Origin of the sequence: Guptibacillus hwajinpoensis (genome assembly GCF_001039475.1) — a bacterium.
GTDB classification, from domain to species: domain Bacteria; phylum Bacillota; class Bacilli; order Bacillales; family Guptibacillaceae; genus Guptibacillus; species Guptibacillus hwajinpoensis.
In genome coordinates, this window is the sequence record NZ_LELK01000001.1 from 249246 (window position 1) to 266485 (window position 17240).

Genomic DNA, 17240 nt, shown 5'->3' on the forward strand with positions numbered 1-17240 from the left:
GTGGCGAATTACCGCTCCAGGATGCTCGCTTTCCGCGGGGCGGGCGGTGAGCCTCCTTTCGCTACAATTTGCGAAGTGTGGTTTTTATTCAATAATTAATGCAAAAGCAACAATCTTTTAGAAAAGAGTCTTCAAAAAAAAAGAAAAGGTGGGATCTCCACCTTTTCCTTATCGCATGACACTTCCGCCTGAAATTTTCAATGATTCTCCAACGATGTTTTCTGAAGCATTAGAAAGTAGATAAATGATGCTGTTAGCCACTTCTTCTGGCTGTGTAATTCGCCCTGACGGCATCGCTTCTTCAACGGCCTTTAACTCTTCTTGAAAGCTTTTGTTTTCTCTCTTTCCTTTTGATTCAATACTGTTTCTTCCCATCTCCGTGTCAACAAATCCAGGACAAACAGCGTTAACACGAATGCCGTCTTGAATTGCTTCATGTGCAAAGGATTGTGTAAATCCTGTTATCGCAAATTTCGATGCACTATATGCTGTATTTCCGAAAGTTCCTCTAAGACCTGAGAGTGAGGAAAGGTTAACGATCGCTCCTTTTTGATGCTCGTCACGCATGCGTTGATAAACGAGTTGAGTGAGAAGAACGGTAGACGTGTAGTTAAGGTCCATCACCTTACGAATATCTTCTTCTGTCAGTTTATCGAGCGTGTCGCCACCACCGATTCCTGCTGAGTTTACTAATCCAGTGATGCTTCCATTTTGTTTAATAGCATTTTCTACAAGAGTTAATCGGTCTTGGTCACTTGTTAGATCAGCTGGAATGCTTGCAACCTTCGCATCTGACGAAAGCTGCTCGCACGCTTCTTTAAGTTTCTGAAGTTTCTCTTCATTTCTTCCTGTTATTGTAATAGCAGCTCCTGCTTGCACGGCTGCTTTTGCGGTCTCGTAACCAATACCACCCGTTGCGCCTGTAATCAGGATATGATCGTGTTTAAGTGCGTCTTCTTTAAAAATACCCATCATATCTCCTCCTTTTAATCATCTAGCATTTTCTTTCCCGATTGGTGTTGGATCAAACCTGTTGTAGCGTATAAAAGCCAAGCAGTCAGCGACTGCTTGGCTTTTCACTATTATTGAACGCCAACTGCATCAAATGCTTTGTTAACCGATTGTACTTCAGAGCTACTTGCGCCGTATAAGTCAGTAGCGGCCTGAACTGCGGCGGATCGCATTTGACTGAAGTTCGAAGATGCTGTCAAGTATTGAGTAAGAGTTCGGTAGTAAATTGCACCAAGCTTGTCTTTTCCAATACCCGAAACGGTAACGCCATAGAACGTGCCACCTTCACTTAGAAGATAAGCTGCTTTGTTCATGATTCCGCTGTTGATATGAACGCCGCCATTGTCCTGTGTACCAGTATAGCGCTCAGAATAGTGAGCTGGGTCACCGAACTGAGTCGGATCAGACATGGAACGGAGTGCATCCCCAGATGTTCCTGGTGTATAAATGTCTTCTCCAATTAACCAGTCAGGGTTGTTGTTGTCATGAAACTCAACTAACGTACCGAACACATCTGACATGGATTCATTTAATGCGCCTGACTCATTTTGATAAATAAGATCTGCAGTTGTATCTGTTACAGCATGTGTTAACTCATGTGCTACTACATCTTCCCCGCCAGATAAAGAGACGAATGTTGAGCCATCGCCGTCTCCATAAACCATCTGACTACCGTTCCAGAACGCGTTGTTGTAGTTACGTCCGTAATGAACTGTTGATTTTAATGGAGCGCCGTTACCATCATAGCTGTTGCGATTAAAAACATCTTTGTAATAGTCGTACGTAGCACTTGCGTAATAGTGAGCATCAACTGCTGCTGCATCGTAGCTTGCGTTAAATTTGTTGTCTGCATCTGCCCATAGTGATCCTGGAAGTTTTGTCCGATTAGCTGCATCATAAGTAAAAACGCCGCCGCCTCTCGTAGTGTCTTTTAAGTAATAAGTAGAGGATGAGAGAAGGGTATTAAACGTTTTCTGGTCACCAAGGACGCCAGTTCCAGTTCCGGTTGTAGTTGTTCCAGTTATATTATCGCCACCGCCAGGCTTACCTACACCTTCTTTTTTCGCTTCATGGAGCGCGTTAAAACTTGTAAGGACGTCACCACTCTTCGCATCAATTATGTATTGCCAGTTTCCTGGTTCAGGTGAAAGGAAGTTAAGAGTCACATGGTATGCGTAAGTTGCAGAATCTCCTTCATTATAGACGACAAGGTTGGATTCCGGTTTTTGCTCATAGTTTGGTGAGAAGCCAAGATCTGCTTCTGCTTTTTGAATAGCGTCTTGTTTTTTAAACTTTGTTGCTTTCTTAAGTTCTTTCTTTGATTCGAGATTTGGAATAACTGTACCTGATAGTGCTGTTAAGACACCATCTTGGTCAACGTGGACCGTTTGAGTGGATCCATACACTGGTGTGCCTTCGTATAATTGCTGTAAACGAAACACAGTAAATCCAAGTTCATCTTTCTCAGTCGAAACAATTTTGAAAGAATCCTGTGCTGATGAACTGAATTTATATAAGCTCTTTTGCTCATTAAGGTAATCAAATAGGATTTCTGTTGGTGTTTTGGAAGAGGCTTTCGTGAGTGTTCCTGAAACAAAAGAAGGTGTGTTAGTTGCTTTATTCATGTTCGTGTCATTTGCTGCAAACGAGGAGGTAGGCGCTAGTATGCTGCTTACCAACCCGACCGATAAACCAATTGATAACAAATTCTTCTTTTTCATATCATATCCCCTTTATATTAAGATGAGATAAATGTAGCATAATGTTTTAACTATTCAAACTATTTTAACAGTTTTGATAAATCAGGCCTATACAACTGTATATATAACTAGTCCATTTCACCTATGAATTAAAAGCCAACCGAGTCAATAGACTCAGTTGATGATGTATTCATAAACGAGATCGTGCACAACTAAGTCAAGCTGTTTTCCTGCTGGAAGAAAGTACTTATTGATAAGAGAACGTATATTCGGGTAAAATACGGGTATATATAAGAGAGAACAAATGTTCTATTGTGATTTTCACGGAAGGGGTGATGCAGGTGGATTATTCTAAATTTCCAAAGAAAACAATTCTCTGTATTGATATGAAGAGTTTTTATGCAAGCTGCTCAGCGGTAGAGATGGGACTTGATCCGCTCACATGCTATCTAGCTGTGGTAGGTGATACAGAGCGCCAGGGGAGTGTTGTGTTAGCGGCTTCGCCGGCGTTAAAGAAAGAATTTGGTATTCGAACAGGTAGCAGATTATTTGAAATTCCAAACGATAATAGGATTCATATCGTGAATGCGAGGATGTCCTCTTATTTAAAACAGTCGATGGAAATTACAAAGCTTTTTCATCGCTATGTTCCATCAGAATGTATTCATACGTACAGTGTAGATGAATCGTTTCTACAAATAGACGGGACGGAACGTCTATTTGGGAACCGTTTTGAGGTAGCGAAGATGATACAAGATGAAATTAGTGAGACGTTTGGATTGCCTTGTGCAATTGGAATCGGCCCGAACCTTTTAATGGCGAAGCTTTGCCTTGATCTTGAAGCAAAGAAGGAAGGAATTGCGGAATGGACCTATGATGATATTCCTAAGAAGCTATGGCCACTTTCTCCGCTCAGTCAAATGTGGGGGATTGGGTCACGCGTTGAGCGAACGTTAAATCGTATGGGAATTATGAGCGTTAAACAGCTTGCCCATTACCCGTTACATCTTCTCGAGGAGAAATTTGGGGTTATGGGAAATCAGCTCTATCACCATGCCTGGGGAATTGATCTTTCTGAAATGGGCGCTCCAATAATGCAGGGTCAGATAAGCTTCGGAAAAAGCCAAATATTGTTGCGAGATTACCATGATCAGAAAGAAATTAAACACGTTATTCTCGAGATGAGTGAAGAAGTTGCAAGGCGTGCCAGAAGAGCTGGAAAAGCTGGGCGGACAATTAGCCTTGGCATTGGTTACAGTAAGGAAGAAGGCGGAGGCGGCTTCCATCGTTCAAGGAGCATTGATAGTGCGACATCGATCACGCTTGAAGTGTATGAGGTGTGTCTTCAATTATTTGAAGCCTTTTATGAAAGAAAAACAGTTCGCAAAATTTCAATCACCCTTTCTAACATTTGTGATGACGAAGAAGTGCAGCTTGATTTATTCAACACAAAGCGTCCGAAACAGCGTGATCTCGGCTATGTAATGGATTCGATTAGAGATAAGTACGGATCGTCTGCATTACTTCGCGCTGTTTCATACACCAAAGCTGGAACGGCGTTGCATAGAAGCAAGCTTGTTGGTGGTCACAAAGCATAGAAAGGAGATGATGGCATATGATTCGCGATCGTGGCAATATTAAATGGACATCAATGATGTTACCTGAACACGTGAAAGAATTGCGGGATTGGAAGGCAGAAGAACGAAGAAAGAGCAAGCCGATGCTGGATGAACAGAAGATGGAAGAAATGAATGAAATCATTTGTGAAGCAATGGAATTTCACCACCCTCTTTATTTTCACTATTTCGAAAAGGGGGAGACTAAAATTCTTTATGGGTATGTCCATTACCTGGACCAATTAAGCAAAGAGCTACGTATTCTTGATAAAGATGAGAGAAAGAGGAAGGTAGCCTTATCAGATTTAATTCATATAGAAACAGAATGAAGAAAATGGGAACACGTCTCTAAGAACAATAGTTTTTCATTTGGAGATTGGGGTAAAATACGTATAAAGTGAAACGCTAATAATGAATTTCTACTTCTTTAGCGTTCATGAAACCAATCGTCCCCATAAAGGTGGAGAATCCGGAGTGAGATGAAAGATGCTAGTGGCTCAGAACTTTCAACAAAATAAAGAGAAAATCAAAGGAATTGACATTCATTATGAGTATTATAAGAACGCTGATGCGGTTGACCGGCCAGTATTGACGCTTCTCCATGGCTTTCTATCCTCGAGCTTCAGCTATCGAAGACTGATTCCGCTGCTGACGAAAGCTTATACAGTGGTGGCAATTGATCTTCCTCCATTTGGGAAAAGCGAGAAGTCTAATCGTTTTGTCCATTCTTATCAAAATTATGCGGAAGTCGTTGTTGAACTTCTCGAAAAACTCTCGATTGAGCAAACTGTCATGATTGGTCATTCGATGGGAGGTCAGGTTGCGATGAGAGCATCCGCGCTGAACGAGAACCTGGTCAGTAAGAATGTTTTACTTTGTAGCTCAGGATATCTTGAGAAAGCAAAACAGAGTCTTGTCTACACCTCTTATCTACCATTCTTCTCTGTTTATCTGAAGAGATGGCTGTACCGAAAAGGAGTGAAAGGGAATTTAATAAATTGCGTCTATGACCCACAGCTGATTGATGAAGAAATGATGGACGGCTATATTCAACCTTTTTTCAACGAAAGTATTTTTCGTTCGCTCGTACGAATGATTCGTGATCGAGAGGGAGACCTATCATCAGACGAATTGAAACAAATTCATACCCCAAGTCTACTTATATGGGGAGAAAATGACAGAGTCGTACCGCTAAAGGTTGGGAAGCGTCTTAGTAGTGACTTGCCGAACGCCGAATTAATCGTCTATGAAAAAACGGGCCACCTGTTGCCTGAAGAGCGTCCACGTTTAATCATGAAGGATATTGAACGCTTTATTCACATGTAATAAAGGTCTTAAGAAGAAGAATCAAGAAAGGGAGAAGGTTAGTGAACATCATCCAACAGAATAAAGACGCTGAATACGTGCGTTTTGCTTTATGGTGGCTTGTGTCAACCGTAACGTTGAAGAAGTTACCTAGGATCGAGATGAAGAAAATGGCAGTGAAAGAAAGCTTGAAATCAAATAGGCACATCATGTAAACTCCTCTTATGATAAGAGGGTTTATTTTGTTGCAGTTATTCATAGTTGACTCATCAGAATAATGCGTGATAAAGTGAAGCTTCACTAAATAGCAGGTTTACTCCTTTAGAGAGTAAATCTGGTTAACTGCATATTTCTTATTAAGAGAAGTGGAGGGACCTGGCCCGACGAAACTTCAGCAACCTCCATCCGAAAGGTGCTGCTTCCAGCAAGAGTAATCTTGAAAGATAAGAGCAAACGTCCTCTTCTCTTGAAGTGGGCTTTTTTAGTTTGATCAGAATAGAAGAAGGAGATTACAACAATGGAGAATCAAATAAAAGGAAATGGGATGGCGCTGCTTCCTCTCGCCGTATTTATTCTACTTTTTATTGGAACAGCAATCGTCACAAATGATTTCTACAGTATGCCAGTCATTCTCGCCTCATTAATTGCGGCCGGAGTAGCCCTTTCAATGAATAGGAAAGAAAGCTTTATGAAGAAGGTTGAGATTTTCTGTAAAGGAGCAGGGAATTCTAATATTATCTTAATGATTCTCGTCTTTTTGTTAGCTGGAGCCTTTGCTGCTACAGCTGAGAAAATTGGTGCGGTGGACTCAATTGTTAATCTAGGAATTTCAATACTCCCACCCAACCTCTTAATTGTAGGGTTATTCCTTATTGGTTGTTTCATTTCCATCTCGATGGGTACATCGATGGGAACAATCGTCGCACTTGCACCGATTGGGATCGGGATTGCAGAACAAACCGGTGTCGCACCTGCTCTGGCGTTATCAGCGGTAATTGGAGGTGCAATGTTTGGTGATAATCTTTCAATGATTTCAGATACAACGATTGCAGCAGTAAGAACACAAAACACCCAAATGAAAGATAAGTTTAAAGTGAACTTCTTTATCGTGTTACCCGCAGCCATTGTGACAGCCGTTATTTATGGAGTATGGACAATGGGAGAGCAAGCTGTGGTTAGTGGAGAACATGCTTTTGAATTCATTACAATTCTTCCTTATCTAGGCGTTTTAGTAGCTGCAATTGCTGGTGTTAACGTACTCGTTGTTCTCGTCAGTGGTGTCTTTTTTGCAGGTATAGTAGGACTTTACAATGGTTCATTTGGAATGAGTGGACTTGTTTCCACCGTAACAGAAGGCATTAGAGGCATGGAGGACCTTGCTATGATTGCGCTTGTTATCGGTGGCCTGATTGAAGTAATCAAGCATAATGGTGGTATTCAATTTGTACTCGATCGAATTCTAAGTCGAGTGAAATCTCGTAGGGGTGCCGAGTTTGGAATTGCAGGACTAGCAAGTGTTCTCGATTTATCAACAGCAAATAACACAATTTCTATTATCATGGGTGGCCCTCTAGCAAAAAACATCTCTGAAGAATACGGCGTTGATCCTCGGAAATCAGCTAGTATTCTTGATATCTTTGCAGGCAGTGTACAGGGAATGCTACCATACGGTGCACAAGTGCTTGCCGCCGCAGGTTTAGCATCGATCTCACCGCTTGCGCTTCTTCCATATTCAATCTATCCTATCTTAATTGCTGTTGCTGGAATTGTAGCCATTATGATTAATTATCCATCATTTGAAAGAAAAGAAGCCAAGAACTAGATTCAGATAGAAAAGACAGGCAGCTGAAGTTAAGCTGCCTGTCTTTTTATTAGGCTCTTTTCTAAAAGATTGTTGCTTTTGAAATAAATATTGAAAATACTACACTTAGTGATTGGAGCGAGCATCCTGGAGCGGAAATTAACCAGCTATAGCAACAATGTCTGCGAAAAGAGCCTTTTATTATCCCTCAATTTGTTTTTGTAGATGTACGATACGTTGAGGAAGAATGTACAAGTATTCGATTAATGAATCTAGTAAATCAATAATAAGATTAGCTGTTTCTTCACTAGTAGCTTTCTCGAGGCAAAGCAAATTATTCAAGTTGCTTCCTTTTCCAAGAAGCTGTCCTAACTTCACAATAGGTTCTTCTAAATCAATTTGCTTTGCTAGCGTCTCGAGTTGTTTAGAGAGAGGTTGTCCTAGTTCATTATCTGATAGAAAGCTTCCGGTGATGCTTTCAAGAACTCGGTTTGCCATGACAGCTGTAGCGGTCCAATCTTTCATATTATGTACATTTACAGCGGAACGGTAAACCCGTTCAAGATCATCGGGAAGTCGTGCAGAGCTAGCAAGTCTCTCTAGTGGTTCACGAGTGAATGATGTTTGGTGAACGAATAGCTCTACTTCCTCGCCTCGGTCGTTATGTGTTGTTTTAATTAAGATGAAAAGAACTGCTTCTTTACAAACGGAGCAGCGGGATAGAGTTGAGAACACTGCCTGATTAATTTGGTAATCAAATTTCAATTGAAAAGAGGCGTCGTTCCCACATTCAGGACATTCTGTGTTAGCGGATTTTGGAAGCTTTGTTTGCCCGTATTTTACAACTGAATTGATTGTTGTCTGTTGTATCTTTCTCATCAAATACCCCCTGGAATGATTTTGAGCTGCCTGGTGTGAAACATGTTGTAATCATCGAAGTTCATAGATGGATTTATTAGTTGGAATTATTGAAAAATTACGTTATCAACTTATAATATTCGTCCCCTCTGGAAAAATAAGGGGGTTTAATAGTGTCTTCAAATCACTCCTTCTATGAAATAAAACAAAAGTCCTAACACCCGTCAAGAAAATAGTACCAAAATTGTGAATAAATTGACAGGAGATGGGTGCAAATTCTAAACTATAGATTAATGAACTAAAGGAGGTAAAGTTATGCGAGTACTTTGGAATCAGCTATGGAATGAACACCATCGAGCAAAAGAGCTATTAACATTCGCTTCTTCAAACACGAGTGGAATCCCTTCTCAAACGTCACAAAAAAATACTAGAATAAAGCAATCGGGACCAGATCCGGTTTATAATAGGCGGAAATTGACAGGTCTTCTCCTTGGTCCTGCACTCTTTCTGTGTATAATGATCTTCTTCGACCCGTCCGGACTCTCTGATGCTGGATTAGCTATTCTAGCAAGTACGGTATGGATAGCAACGTGGTGGATCACAGAAGCTATTCCGATTCCTGCCACCTCGCTACTACCACTGATTTTATTTCCATTAACGGGTGGACTGGAGGGTGATTTAACCGCTTCTGCTTATGGAGATAATACGATTTTCCTGTTTATGGGCGGTTTTTTGATTGCGCTTTCAATGCAGAAGTGGAATCTACATAAACGTATTGCACTTGTTATTATATCAGCTATCGGAACGAGTACAGAGAGAATTGTACTTGGATTTATGGTCGCCACAGGATTTCTTTCCATGTGGATATCAAACACGGCCACGTCAATGATGATGGTACCGATTGGACTTGCTGTGATTTATCAGGTTTCTGAACAGCTTGATCTGGATACGGAGGAGGGCGTCCCTCGCTTTAATTTCGGCAAAGCGATTATGCTTGGGATTGCCTATAGTGCTTCAATTGGAGGGCTTGCAACACTCATTGGTACACCTCCAAACACAATCTTTGCAGCTGTTGTAAACGAGCTATATGGAATTGAAATATCGTTCGCTCGTTGGATGATGTTTGGCGTTCCGTTAATGTTGCTCCTTCTGTTCGGATGCTGGTATTATCTTGTGAAAATGGCTTTTCCTATGCAAATAAAAGAGCTCCCTGGAGGCAAAGAAGTAATTAATAAGGAAAGAAGAGATCTAGGGTCCATGTCAGCTGAAGAAAAAGTGATTCTTGCAGTTTTCTCGCTTACAGCACTTGCGTGGATTAGCCGTTCGTTCGTACTAAGTGAACTTAATCCAAGCATTAATGATACCGTAATTGCGATGACGGCAGCGCTTATTCTCTTTCTAGTACCAGCACCCTCGAAGAAGGGCGATTTTCTACTAGATTGGCAGACTGCCAAGGGGCTTCCGTGGGGGATTCTTCTTCTTTTTGGAGCGGGTCTTGCAATTGCGTCGGGATTTCAGGAATCAGGACTTGCTCAATGGATTGGAGATCAGTTAACGATTCTAGCAGGGATTCACCTTTTCGTTATCTTACTCCTTGTCACAGCGCTCGTCATTTTCTTAACAGAAATCACTTCAAATACAGCAACAGCAACGATGATGTTTCCGATTATGGCATCTCTTTCATCAGCGATCTCGGTTCATCCTTATGCATTAATGATTGGAGCTGGAATAGCGGCAAGCTGTGCCTTTATGCTTCCTGTTGCAACACCTCCGAACGCCGTCGTCTTTGGATCAGGTTATTTAAAAATTCCTGATATGGCGAAAGCAGGTTTTTGGCTAAATCTAACGTCAATCGTTATTATTACACTTGCAATCTATTTCTATATGCCAATTGTGTGGGGGATTGACCTAACTCAATTTCCTGATGCTTTAAAATAAGCAGTAAGTAGACAAAAAGGTGCTGATACGTATGACAAATCAACCGGTTAACAATAAAGCATACACGTCGAAAGACTCCGGTTTTTGGCGAGCAGCAGGTAGTCTTGGCTGTGGCGCCTTATTAATTTTCTCAGCACTATATGCTTTCCAACCATTGCTTCCTGTTTTTGCGACTGAATTCAACCTCACTGCGACGACGTCTAGTTTACTTATGTCAACACCGGTGATGACGATGATTCCAGGGCTTCTCGTTCTTGGATTTATCTCAGATCGCTATGGAAGAACAGCAGTCATGAAGATTTCACTACTATTCGTACTTGCCAGCTTATTCGCGATGCCTTTTGCAGAATCTTTTGTATTGTTAGTTGTGATTCGATGTATCGAAGGGTTTTTCCTTGCTGGTATTCCAGCTGCAGCAATGGGGTATCTTGCTGACGAGGTCGATCCCTCAAGTGTTGGGCTTGCAACAAGCATCTTTATTGGGAGTAACGCAATGGGAGGACTAAGTGGAAGAGTTGTAACGGGGTATTTGACGGATCTGTACAGTTGGGAGATTAGTTTCCTTGTGCTGGCGGCTTTTGCTTTGGTTGCAACACTTTTCTTTTTCTGGCTTCTTCCTGCTTCTCGCTTTTTCGAAGGAGGCAGTGGGGGGGTTATAAAAGATATTAAGGGAATGCTGATTCACTTAACCGACCGAAGACTGCTAGCGCTATTTACTGTCGGATTCCTCATTCAAGTAATCTTTACAGGTATATGGACATATCTCCCTTTTTACTTGGAACAGGATCCATATGCTCTTTCGTTGAAATGGATTTCACTCACTTATTTTGCATATATACTTGGTGTGATTTCTCCACCAGTAGCTGGAAGACTATCATCTGAAATTGGTCTTCGTCGAACGATGATGGCTGGTTTATTTATTCTTGCTGGAGGTGCTTTGTTAACACTCAACAATGGATATACACTCGTCATGATAGGTCTATGTGCGGTTTGCACAGGGTTCTTCATTTCGCACTCGATGGCGTCTGCATCTGTCGCAAGTACAGCAGAGCACCATAAGAGTGGTGCTTCAAGCTTCTATCTTATTAGTTATTACGCTGGCGTAGCCGCTGGTAGTTCAGGTGTAGGTGTTCTGTGGGATCATTTAGGCTGGGTTGGCGTTATGAGCTTACTTATTCTCATAGTGCCGTTGCTTATCCTATTTACAAACAAACGCGTTTCGAAACGACACAATCGTTATGCAATAGAGGAGGGTCTAAAGTGAAAATACGAGAAGCAGTAGCAGGTGATGAAGAAGAAATGGGTTTGCTTTTAGCTGATATGGGTTATCCTGCATCTGCTTTACAGCTTAAAGAAAGGTTAGAGCCCATAATGAATAACAGCTCTTATCTCACCCTTGTTACCGAAGAGAACGGATCGCTCGTTAGTATGCTTGGCATGCACTTTGAACGTTCTTATGTTTCGGACATAGTAGTTGCGAGAATCATTACTATGGTAACAGCATCTGACTATAGACAAAGAGGCATTGGTAGAAACATGCTTAATGAAGCAGAAAAACGAGCAGTAAAAGAAGGCACAACACTTGTCGTTCTAAATAGTGGAAATCGGGATGAGCGCAAGGCTGCTCACAGGTTTTACGAGGGATGCGGTTTCGAAGCGAAGTCAACAGGCTTTTATAAGGCAATTGGAGAATAGAAAAAGCCTCACAATCCTAATTCGAGGATTGTGAGGCTCTTCTTATTGTCGTGTAAACCCTTCTTCATCAAGGTATTGAACAGCTTCATTTTTGGATGGGAATGTGCCGTCAAGAATATCTCCAGCGTAAACATTCCATAACTCTAGCTCAGGCTCATACATCAGTTCAAGCGTTTGCTCTTCATCATTCATCCAGAATTCTGATTCAATATCTGATCCTGGAAGTACTGAAAGAGAGTGAATGGATTCACCAATGATTTTACGAAGCTCATTGCTTGAGAAATCGCGGATATTGACCATGCCTCTCTCATCCAACGGATAGCCTTCAATCAAATCACCAAAAACATAGCCGTTGCCATTTGGGTGAAGATGATACACAACATTTTTCTTATCTATAACTGCTTCTTCGTAATGAAAATTAACACGACCAAGCGAAACATCTTTTCGTGTAAGTTCCGGGAATGATGACTCAATAATTTCTAATTTCTCTTCAAAAGTTAGCATAATGCCTCCATGTGCTTAAATAGTCTTTCTGTACAGTTTAAACAGGAACACCCCTATTCAAACGTGCCGCACCTTATCTTATCACGGGTTCTTACAAAATTGTATGCTTTCTCTCTAGTTCATGAAAAAAATCATGAATTTGCGCTTTGTTTTTTAATTTGATTACTGTTTTGTTTTGTCCCGTTTCTTGAAATTGCTCGAATCTTTTATACATTTTTTCTTTTCGTGGATAGTAAGTTGTCCAGATGAATTTGAGAAAGGATAATTCCATCTTCTCTTTGCATCCTTCCGCCATGTCTGGCCTTGTTTGACCAAGGTGAGTTAACCAGCGTTTCAGAACCCGATAAAGACAAACGAGTCTTGGTACCTCCAGGTAAATAATCGTATCAGCATGCGTAGCGCGTATGTCATATGTATTGCTATAATTCCCTTCAATAATCCATGTTGGAGTTGTGACGATCTCCTCCAGAGAAGAACGAAACTCCTCTATAGAAGACTCTTTCCAACCTGGTTTCCAAAACAGTGTATCTAGATGATGTACATTGATGTGAAGAAGATCTCCAAGTTTCCTTGCAAAAGTGGATTTGCCTGCACCAGCTGAAATGCCCATTACCAAAATCCGTTTCATAGTAACCCCCTCGTAACTAGTATCCTTCAAAAGTTTACCAGAAAGAGTAGGAAGTGTGTTCAATAAGAGTGAGGATAGATGAAATTTTGTGATTAAGGTAGAATAAAGAAAAGTTAATTTCTATAAAAGGTAGGTGATCTAGATGGATTTACAAGAAGTTGTTCAAACAGCTAAAGAGCTTGTATTGTCCACATTTTCTAGTTGTGAAGCAGCATTTCTTGGAGGAAGTATTGTAAGGAATGAGACAACCAAAACGTCAGATCTTGATATTGTTGTGTTTGATTTATCTGTCTCCGCTTCGTACCGTGAGAGTTTCTTCTATAAAAGCTGGCCGGTTGAATGGTATGTACATAATCTACAAAGCTACCAATTTTTTTACGAGGAGGACTGCAAACGAGCAAGGCCATCATTGCCGAAAATGGTTTCAGAAGGTGTTATTCTTCAGGACAAGGGAAACGCCGTTCAGTTACAAGAAGAAGCAAAATCGCTTCTTTTCAAAGGCCCAGAGAAGTGGACAGAAGAGACAATCATAATGAAGCGATATTTTCTTACGGACGTACTGGATGACTTCATTGGAGCTACAAATCGAGGAGAAGAACTATTCTCTGCTGCAACACTTGCAGAGCTCCTTCATGAATTCGTTCTTAGAACAAACACTCAGTGGATCGGATCATCTAAATGGATTGTACGTGCACTCAAGCACTATGATCCCGAATTTGCAGAAGAATTCGTTCAAGTCTTCGATCACTATTATGTTACGAGGGAAAAGGAAGCAGTGATCTCACTTGTTGATCGCGTGCTTGCTCCTTTCGGTGGCCGATTATTCGATGGTTTTTCGCTTGGGAAGAAGTAGAAGGACTAGATCCCACATGACCAATAACGTAGACTAACACTATGAGATGAATGGCTCGATAGATTCATATACAAGCTATTATGCTATTGGATTACTTATTCATATGTTATTCTCAGTTTATTAGAATTAGTGGCGAGGGAGGGATTGTGTTGAAAATCATAAAGAGTTTGCTCACTATCCTTCTACTCATAGGAAGTGGTGTTATTATACTAACGATAGCAAACCACTACATGCCATCTTCAAGCTTTTTCGAGAGAGAAGAGGTTCCGCCGCCAAACAGTCTCCATTCTACCGTCAGGGAAGCAAAAGATACGCTAATTGCTAGATCTGCCCAAAAAGGAATTGAAGTCGTTATAACGGATGGTCACCGGACCGATCAGGAGCAAAATGAACTCTATGAACGTGGACGCTCAAAAGAAGGTCAGGTCGTGACAAACGTAGCCGGTGGCGAATCTTATCATAACTATGGATTAGCCATTGATTTTGCGCTGAAATTAGATAATGGCGATATCGTCTGGGACATGGAACGAGATGATAATGCTAACGGTAAAGCAGATTGGATGGAAGTCGTATCAATTGCGAAGGATTTGGGATTCCAATGGGGTGGAGATTGGACAAGCTTTAAGGATTATCCTCATCTTCAAATGAATTTTGGTTTATCAATTCGAGAGTTAAAGTACGGAGAAAGACCGGATACGGGCGAATATGCTGCTGAATAAAAAAATAATAAAAATAATAGAAAAAGAGGTTTATCAATTTAAATACGGGGTAAATTTAAACTAACATAATTTTCCCCCTTTTAACCGTCCGATTAATCGGGCGGTTCTTTTTTATCCTTAAGACTATGTTAATGAACAGTGTTGATTTTTGGCTCATTTACGCCCAGGGGTGACCTTTCACTCGAATGAGCCAAAAGTCGAGAAATTAACAATATGAGCTAACATAGCCATCTTTAAGGAATCGAAAGTTCTGGTATAACTGGAAAGAATTAATAGTGAAACCTATTAACCTCCTATGTTACGTTGAATAAGGACAAATTCTTAGGAGGTAGATGATAAGTGTTTAAGAAAATTTCGATGTTAGGCATCGCGGCTGTTCTTTCATTTTCATTACCAACACCAAGTTCTGCCGAGGTTCAAACGCATACCGTCCAAAAGGGCGAATCACTATATAAAATTGCAACGAAATACGGTGTACCAGCAAAGCAAGTACAAGCTATGAATAATAAAAACGTTGCTAGTATAAATCCTGGCGAAGAATTACAGCTTCCAGTTGTACCGAGCGAGTATGAGAAAGATCTTCTCAGTCGACTTGTTGAAGCTGAAGCAAAAGGAGAAAGTTACGCAGGTAAAGTTGCTGTTGCTACAGTGGTGCTAAACCGAGTACAAAGCGACCTTTTCCCTGATTCTCTACACGGGGTTATCCATGATGGTATTCAATTCTCGCCCGTTCTAAATGGAACAATTAAACAACCTGCTAGTGAAGAATCTGTGAAAGCAGTGCACGAGGCTCTTGCCTATCAAGGCTATGACAGAGAATCACTCTATTTCTACAATCCAGATAAAGCACAAAGTAGTTATCTCAGCAGTAAAGAAGTAACTACTAGAATAGGAAATCATGTTTTCTTACGATGAAATGTTAAAGGCAAGCACTCCGGTCAGGGTGCTTGCTTTTTTATTAATCTAAAAGTGATAAGTTGTTGCAATATTATCTGAAATTTGAAATAATTTCTAACATAAACGTTACTAGCTTAATCATTGTTATTGATGTGTGAAGTGGAGATGGAGTGGTTAAATAGTAAAAAGATAGAAGAAGTAGAGGGGATTTTTGTTTCTTTTTGATATCGCTTCCATTTCCGAAACAGTTACAAGTATAGCAGTGGCGACAGATAAAAAATGGTTAGGATAGACTGAGAACTTATCAAATCAAGCATGGTAGGTGGGTTATATGTCAGTTAAAGCGGAGCAATTCCCTTTTCCATTTACAGAAGATCGATACGCCTATTCGAATAATTCATCGCTTCAAAAACCAGCTCGATCCGTTACGATGACAGATCGCTATTTAGAAGAAATACAATTAAAGAGAGAGCTGTTGCAAGCTAACCATCAAAGATGCTTTCGCTCGTTACCACTCTCCCTTGAATCACAGTGGGAAGCTATGAGGCGTATTTTTAACGAATTAGCTGAGAATGAACCAGAGCATTTTTCTTTTGAAAAGCGAGGGAATGAATATAGGTTCCAAAACCTTTTACTAGGGGAAGAAGAGAGATTCAAATATCGAGATTTATCTTCGATAGAACGCCAACCTCTCGATATCGCCGGACGTCATGTTCAAGAGGACCTCATTATCATGGGCGACCGACATGATGGACTTTTTCTAGAAGCTGGGCAACTCTGTTTTCCTTCCAATTGGTCGTTGACGTTTGTACTAGGCATGGATTTTAAATCTATTCACACACCGGTACCTGGTATTACTCATAAGGACTTTATTGGTAAAGTAGAGCGGTTTATTTCGAGAATACGTCAGAATGAAGCTTGGGAAAGAAAGAATTGGTCGATGACAATCTCCAACAAGCTTGATACACCGCTTGAGACGTATGCAAATTGGGGAAAGCTCCGACTTCAGGTTACCGATGAGAACGTTGGAGAGTTAGTGCATTTACGAGTCGAAGTTCAGCGTTTATTAAGGCTTCCGTTAACGAACGATATCCTTTTTACCATTCACACCTACTTATTATCACTTAATGACTTGATTCGGAATGATTTGTGGCTAAAGAGGCTATATACTACCATTCAATTCCTTTCTGACGATATAGCAGAGTACAAAGGAATAGCGCTTTATAAAAACGAGCTTATGCAGTTTCTAGAGAAAACGCTAAGCGAAAAAGGGATCTCGTTATGACAGAATTCCAGAATAATAAACGCATACTTATCTTCAGCGATCAAAGCTATCTCTTGCAAGCAAATGAAAAAGTTCGTGAATTAACGGAGGAAGGATATCAGTGTGAAGTTGTTAGCATGCCGGTATCTTCTAATAAAGCAGAGCAGCTACTAGCTCAGCAACCGTTAGGAAGTTTGGTTTGGATATATAGCGAAGAAGACAGTGCACAGGCTATTGAATATGCAGCACGTAACGCTGGATTTTCAAAGAATGAAATTTGGATAAACAAAAGCTCCGAACAAAACACACGAATATTTTGTTCCCAATGTCATCACATCAATGAAATCAGTAGTGCTGAGATGTTTGAATGTGAAAGGTGTCATATAAAGTTAGATCCATCAAATCATTACTCAATCTATCACAAGTCGTAGCTTGCATATCCTATAATTAA

General features: G+C 40.7%; 18 protein-coding genes and 1 riboswitch. Of the genes, 13 read left to right on the top strand and 5 right to left on the bottom strand.

Going from position 1 to position 17240, the window contains the following annotated elements:
* Positions 1 to 168 precede the first annotated feature (168 nt).
* Together AB986_RS01370 and AB986_RS01375 are read right to left on the bottom strand one after the other, a co-directional pair.
* The gene (locus AB986_RS01370; RefSeq protein ID WP_321212228.1) at positions 169 to 975 is read right to left on the bottom strand and encodes an SDR family NAD(P)-dependent oxidoreductase; all 807 of its coding nucleotides are present in this window, start codon (positions 973 to 975) and stop codon (positions 169 to 171) included.
* Between the two features lie 107 nt (positions 976 to 1082).
* Positions 1083 to 2732, bottom strand: a complete 1650-nt coding sequence (locus tag AB986_RS01375) for a M4 family metallopeptidase (RefSeq protein WP_048309092.1) — start codon at positions 2730 to 2732, stop codon at positions 1083 to 1085.
* Between the two features lie 314 nt (positions 2733 to 3046).
* Here AB986_RS01375 and AB986_RS01380 point away from each other — a divergent pair, with 314 nt between their 5' ends.
* The 5 genes from AB986_RS01380 to AB986_RS01395 all read left to right on the top strand — a co-directional run bounded on the left by AB986_RS01380 (position 3047) and on the right by AB986_RS01395 (position 7454).
* Positions 3047 to 4309 (top strand): Y-family DNA polymerase, encoded by a 1263-nt coding sequence (locus AB986_RS01380; protein ID WP_048309093.1) that lies wholly within the window; start codon positions 3047 to 3049, stop codon positions 4307 to 4309.
* A 17-nt stretch (positions 4310 to 4326) separates the two neighbouring features.
* The gene (locus AB986_RS01385) at positions 4327 to 4656 is read left to right on the top strand and encodes a YolD-like family protein (protein WP_048309094.1); all 330 of its coding nucleotides are present in this window, start codon (positions 4327 to 4329) and stop codon (positions 4654 to 4656) included.
* 157 nt (positions 4657 to 4813) lie between these two features.
* Entirely contained in the window at positions 4814 to 5653 is an 840-nt protein-coding gene (locus AB986_RS01390; RefSeq protein WP_048309095.1) for an alpha/beta fold hydrolase, read from the top strand.
* Positions 5654 to 5694: 41 nt separating this feature from the next.
* A complete protein-coding gene (locus AB986_RS22175) occupies positions 5695 to 5847 on the top strand; it encodes a hypothetical protein (RefSeq protein ID WP_161797312.1) in 153 nt (50 codons plus the stop codon).
* 135 nt (positions 5848 to 5982) lie between these two features.
* A riboswitch (SAM riboswitch) is annotated at positions 5983 to 6082 on the top strand.
* Between the two features lie 67 nt (positions 6083 to 6149).
* Positions 6150 to 7454, top strand: a complete 1305-nt coding sequence (locus AB986_RS01395; RefSeq protein WP_048309096.1) for a Na+/H+ antiporter NhaC family protein — start codon at positions 6150 to 6152, stop codon at positions 7452 to 7454.
* 180 nt (positions 7455 to 7634) lie between these two features.
* Here AB986_RS01395 and AB986_RS01400 read toward each other — a convergent pair whose 3' ends face one another.
* Positions 7635 to 8312 (bottom strand): hypothetical protein, encoded by a 678-nt coding sequence (locus tag AB986_RS01400; protein ID WP_053215998.1) that lies wholly within the window; start codon positions 8310 to 8312, stop codon positions 7635 to 7637.
* A 294-nt stretch (positions 8313 to 8606) separates the two neighbouring features.
* On the opposite strand from AB986_RS01400, the gene AB986_RS01405 reads away from it, so the two are divergent.
* From AB986_RS01405 to AB986_RS01415, 3 genes are read left to right on the top strand one after another with little or no spacing between them, the layout of a single operon-like run.
* Positions 8607 to 10229 carry an SLC13 family permease gene (locus tag AB986_RS01405; protein ID WP_048309097.1) on the top strand — a complete coding sequence of 541 codons (1623 nt, stop codon included), beginning with the start codon at positions 8607 to 8609 and terminating at the stop codon, positions 10227 to 10229.
* A 31-nt stretch (positions 10230 to 10260) separates the two neighbouring features.
* Positions 10261 to 11493, top strand: coding sequence for an MFS transporter (locus tag AB986_RS01410; protein ID WP_048309098.1), 1233 nt, complete (start codon positions 10261 to 10263; stop codon positions 11491 to 11493).
* Entirely contained in the window at positions 11490 to 11924 is a 435-nt protein-coding gene (locus AB986_RS01415) for a GNAT family N-acetyltransferase (protein WP_053215999.1), read from the top strand. Before AB986_RS01410 ends, AB986_RS01415 begins: the two co-directional genes overlap by 4 nt.
* A 42-nt stretch (positions 11925 to 11966) precedes the next feature.
* On the opposite strand, the gene AB986_RS01420 is transcribed toward AB986_RS01415, so the two are convergent.
* Together AB986_RS01420 and AB986_RS01425 are read right to left on the bottom strand one after the other, a co-directional pair.
* On the bottom strand, positions 11967 to 12428 hold the full coding sequence (locus AB986_RS01420) for a hypothetical protein (RefSeq protein WP_048309099.1): 462 nt from the start codon (positions 12426 to 12428) through the stop codon (positions 11967 to 11969).
* Positions 12429 to 12519: 91 nt separating this feature from the next.
* On the bottom strand, positions 12520 to 13056 hold the full coding sequence (locus tag AB986_RS01425) for a P-loop NTPase family protein (protein ID WP_048309100.1): 537 nt from the start codon (positions 13054 to 13056) through the stop codon (positions 12520 to 12522).
* Positions 13057 to 13198: 142 nt separating this feature from the next.
* Here AB986_RS01425 and AB986_RS01430 point away from each other — a divergent pair, with 142 nt between their 5' ends.
* From AB986_RS01430 to AB986_RS01450, 5 genes are all read left to right on the top strand, one after another.
* Positions 13199 to 13909: a nucleotidyltransferase domain-containing protein gene (locus AB986_RS01430; RefSeq protein WP_048309101.1), complete on the top strand. Its 711-nt coding sequence runs from the start codon at positions 13199 to 13201 to the stop codon at positions 13907 to 13909.
* 149 nt (positions 13910 to 14058) lie between these two features.
* The gene (locus AB986_RS01435; protein WP_048309102.1) at positions 14059 to 14628 is read left to right on the top strand and encodes a M15 family metallopeptidase; all 570 of its coding nucleotides are present in this window, start codon (positions 14059 to 14061) and stop codon (positions 14626 to 14628) included.
* Positions 14629 to 14967: 339 nt separating this feature from the next.
* Entirely contained in the window at positions 14968 to 15543 is a 576-nt protein-coding gene (locus AB986_RS01440; protein ID WP_048309103.1) for a cell wall hydrolase, read from the top strand.
* Positions 15544 to 15856: 313 nt separating this feature from the next.
* A complete protein-coding gene (locus AB986_RS01445; RefSeq protein ID WP_048309104.1) occupies positions 15857 to 16810 on the top strand; it encodes a heme-dependent oxidative N-demethylase family protein in 954 nt (317 codons plus the stop codon).
* Positions 16807 to 17220, top strand: coding sequence for a hypothetical protein (locus AB986_RS01450; protein WP_048309105.1), 414 nt, complete (start codon positions 16807 to 16809; stop codon positions 17218 to 17220). The genes AB986_RS01445 and AB986_RS01450 overlap by 4 nt, the downstream gene beginning before the upstream one ends.
* Positions 17221 to 17240 lie beyond the last annotated feature (20 nt).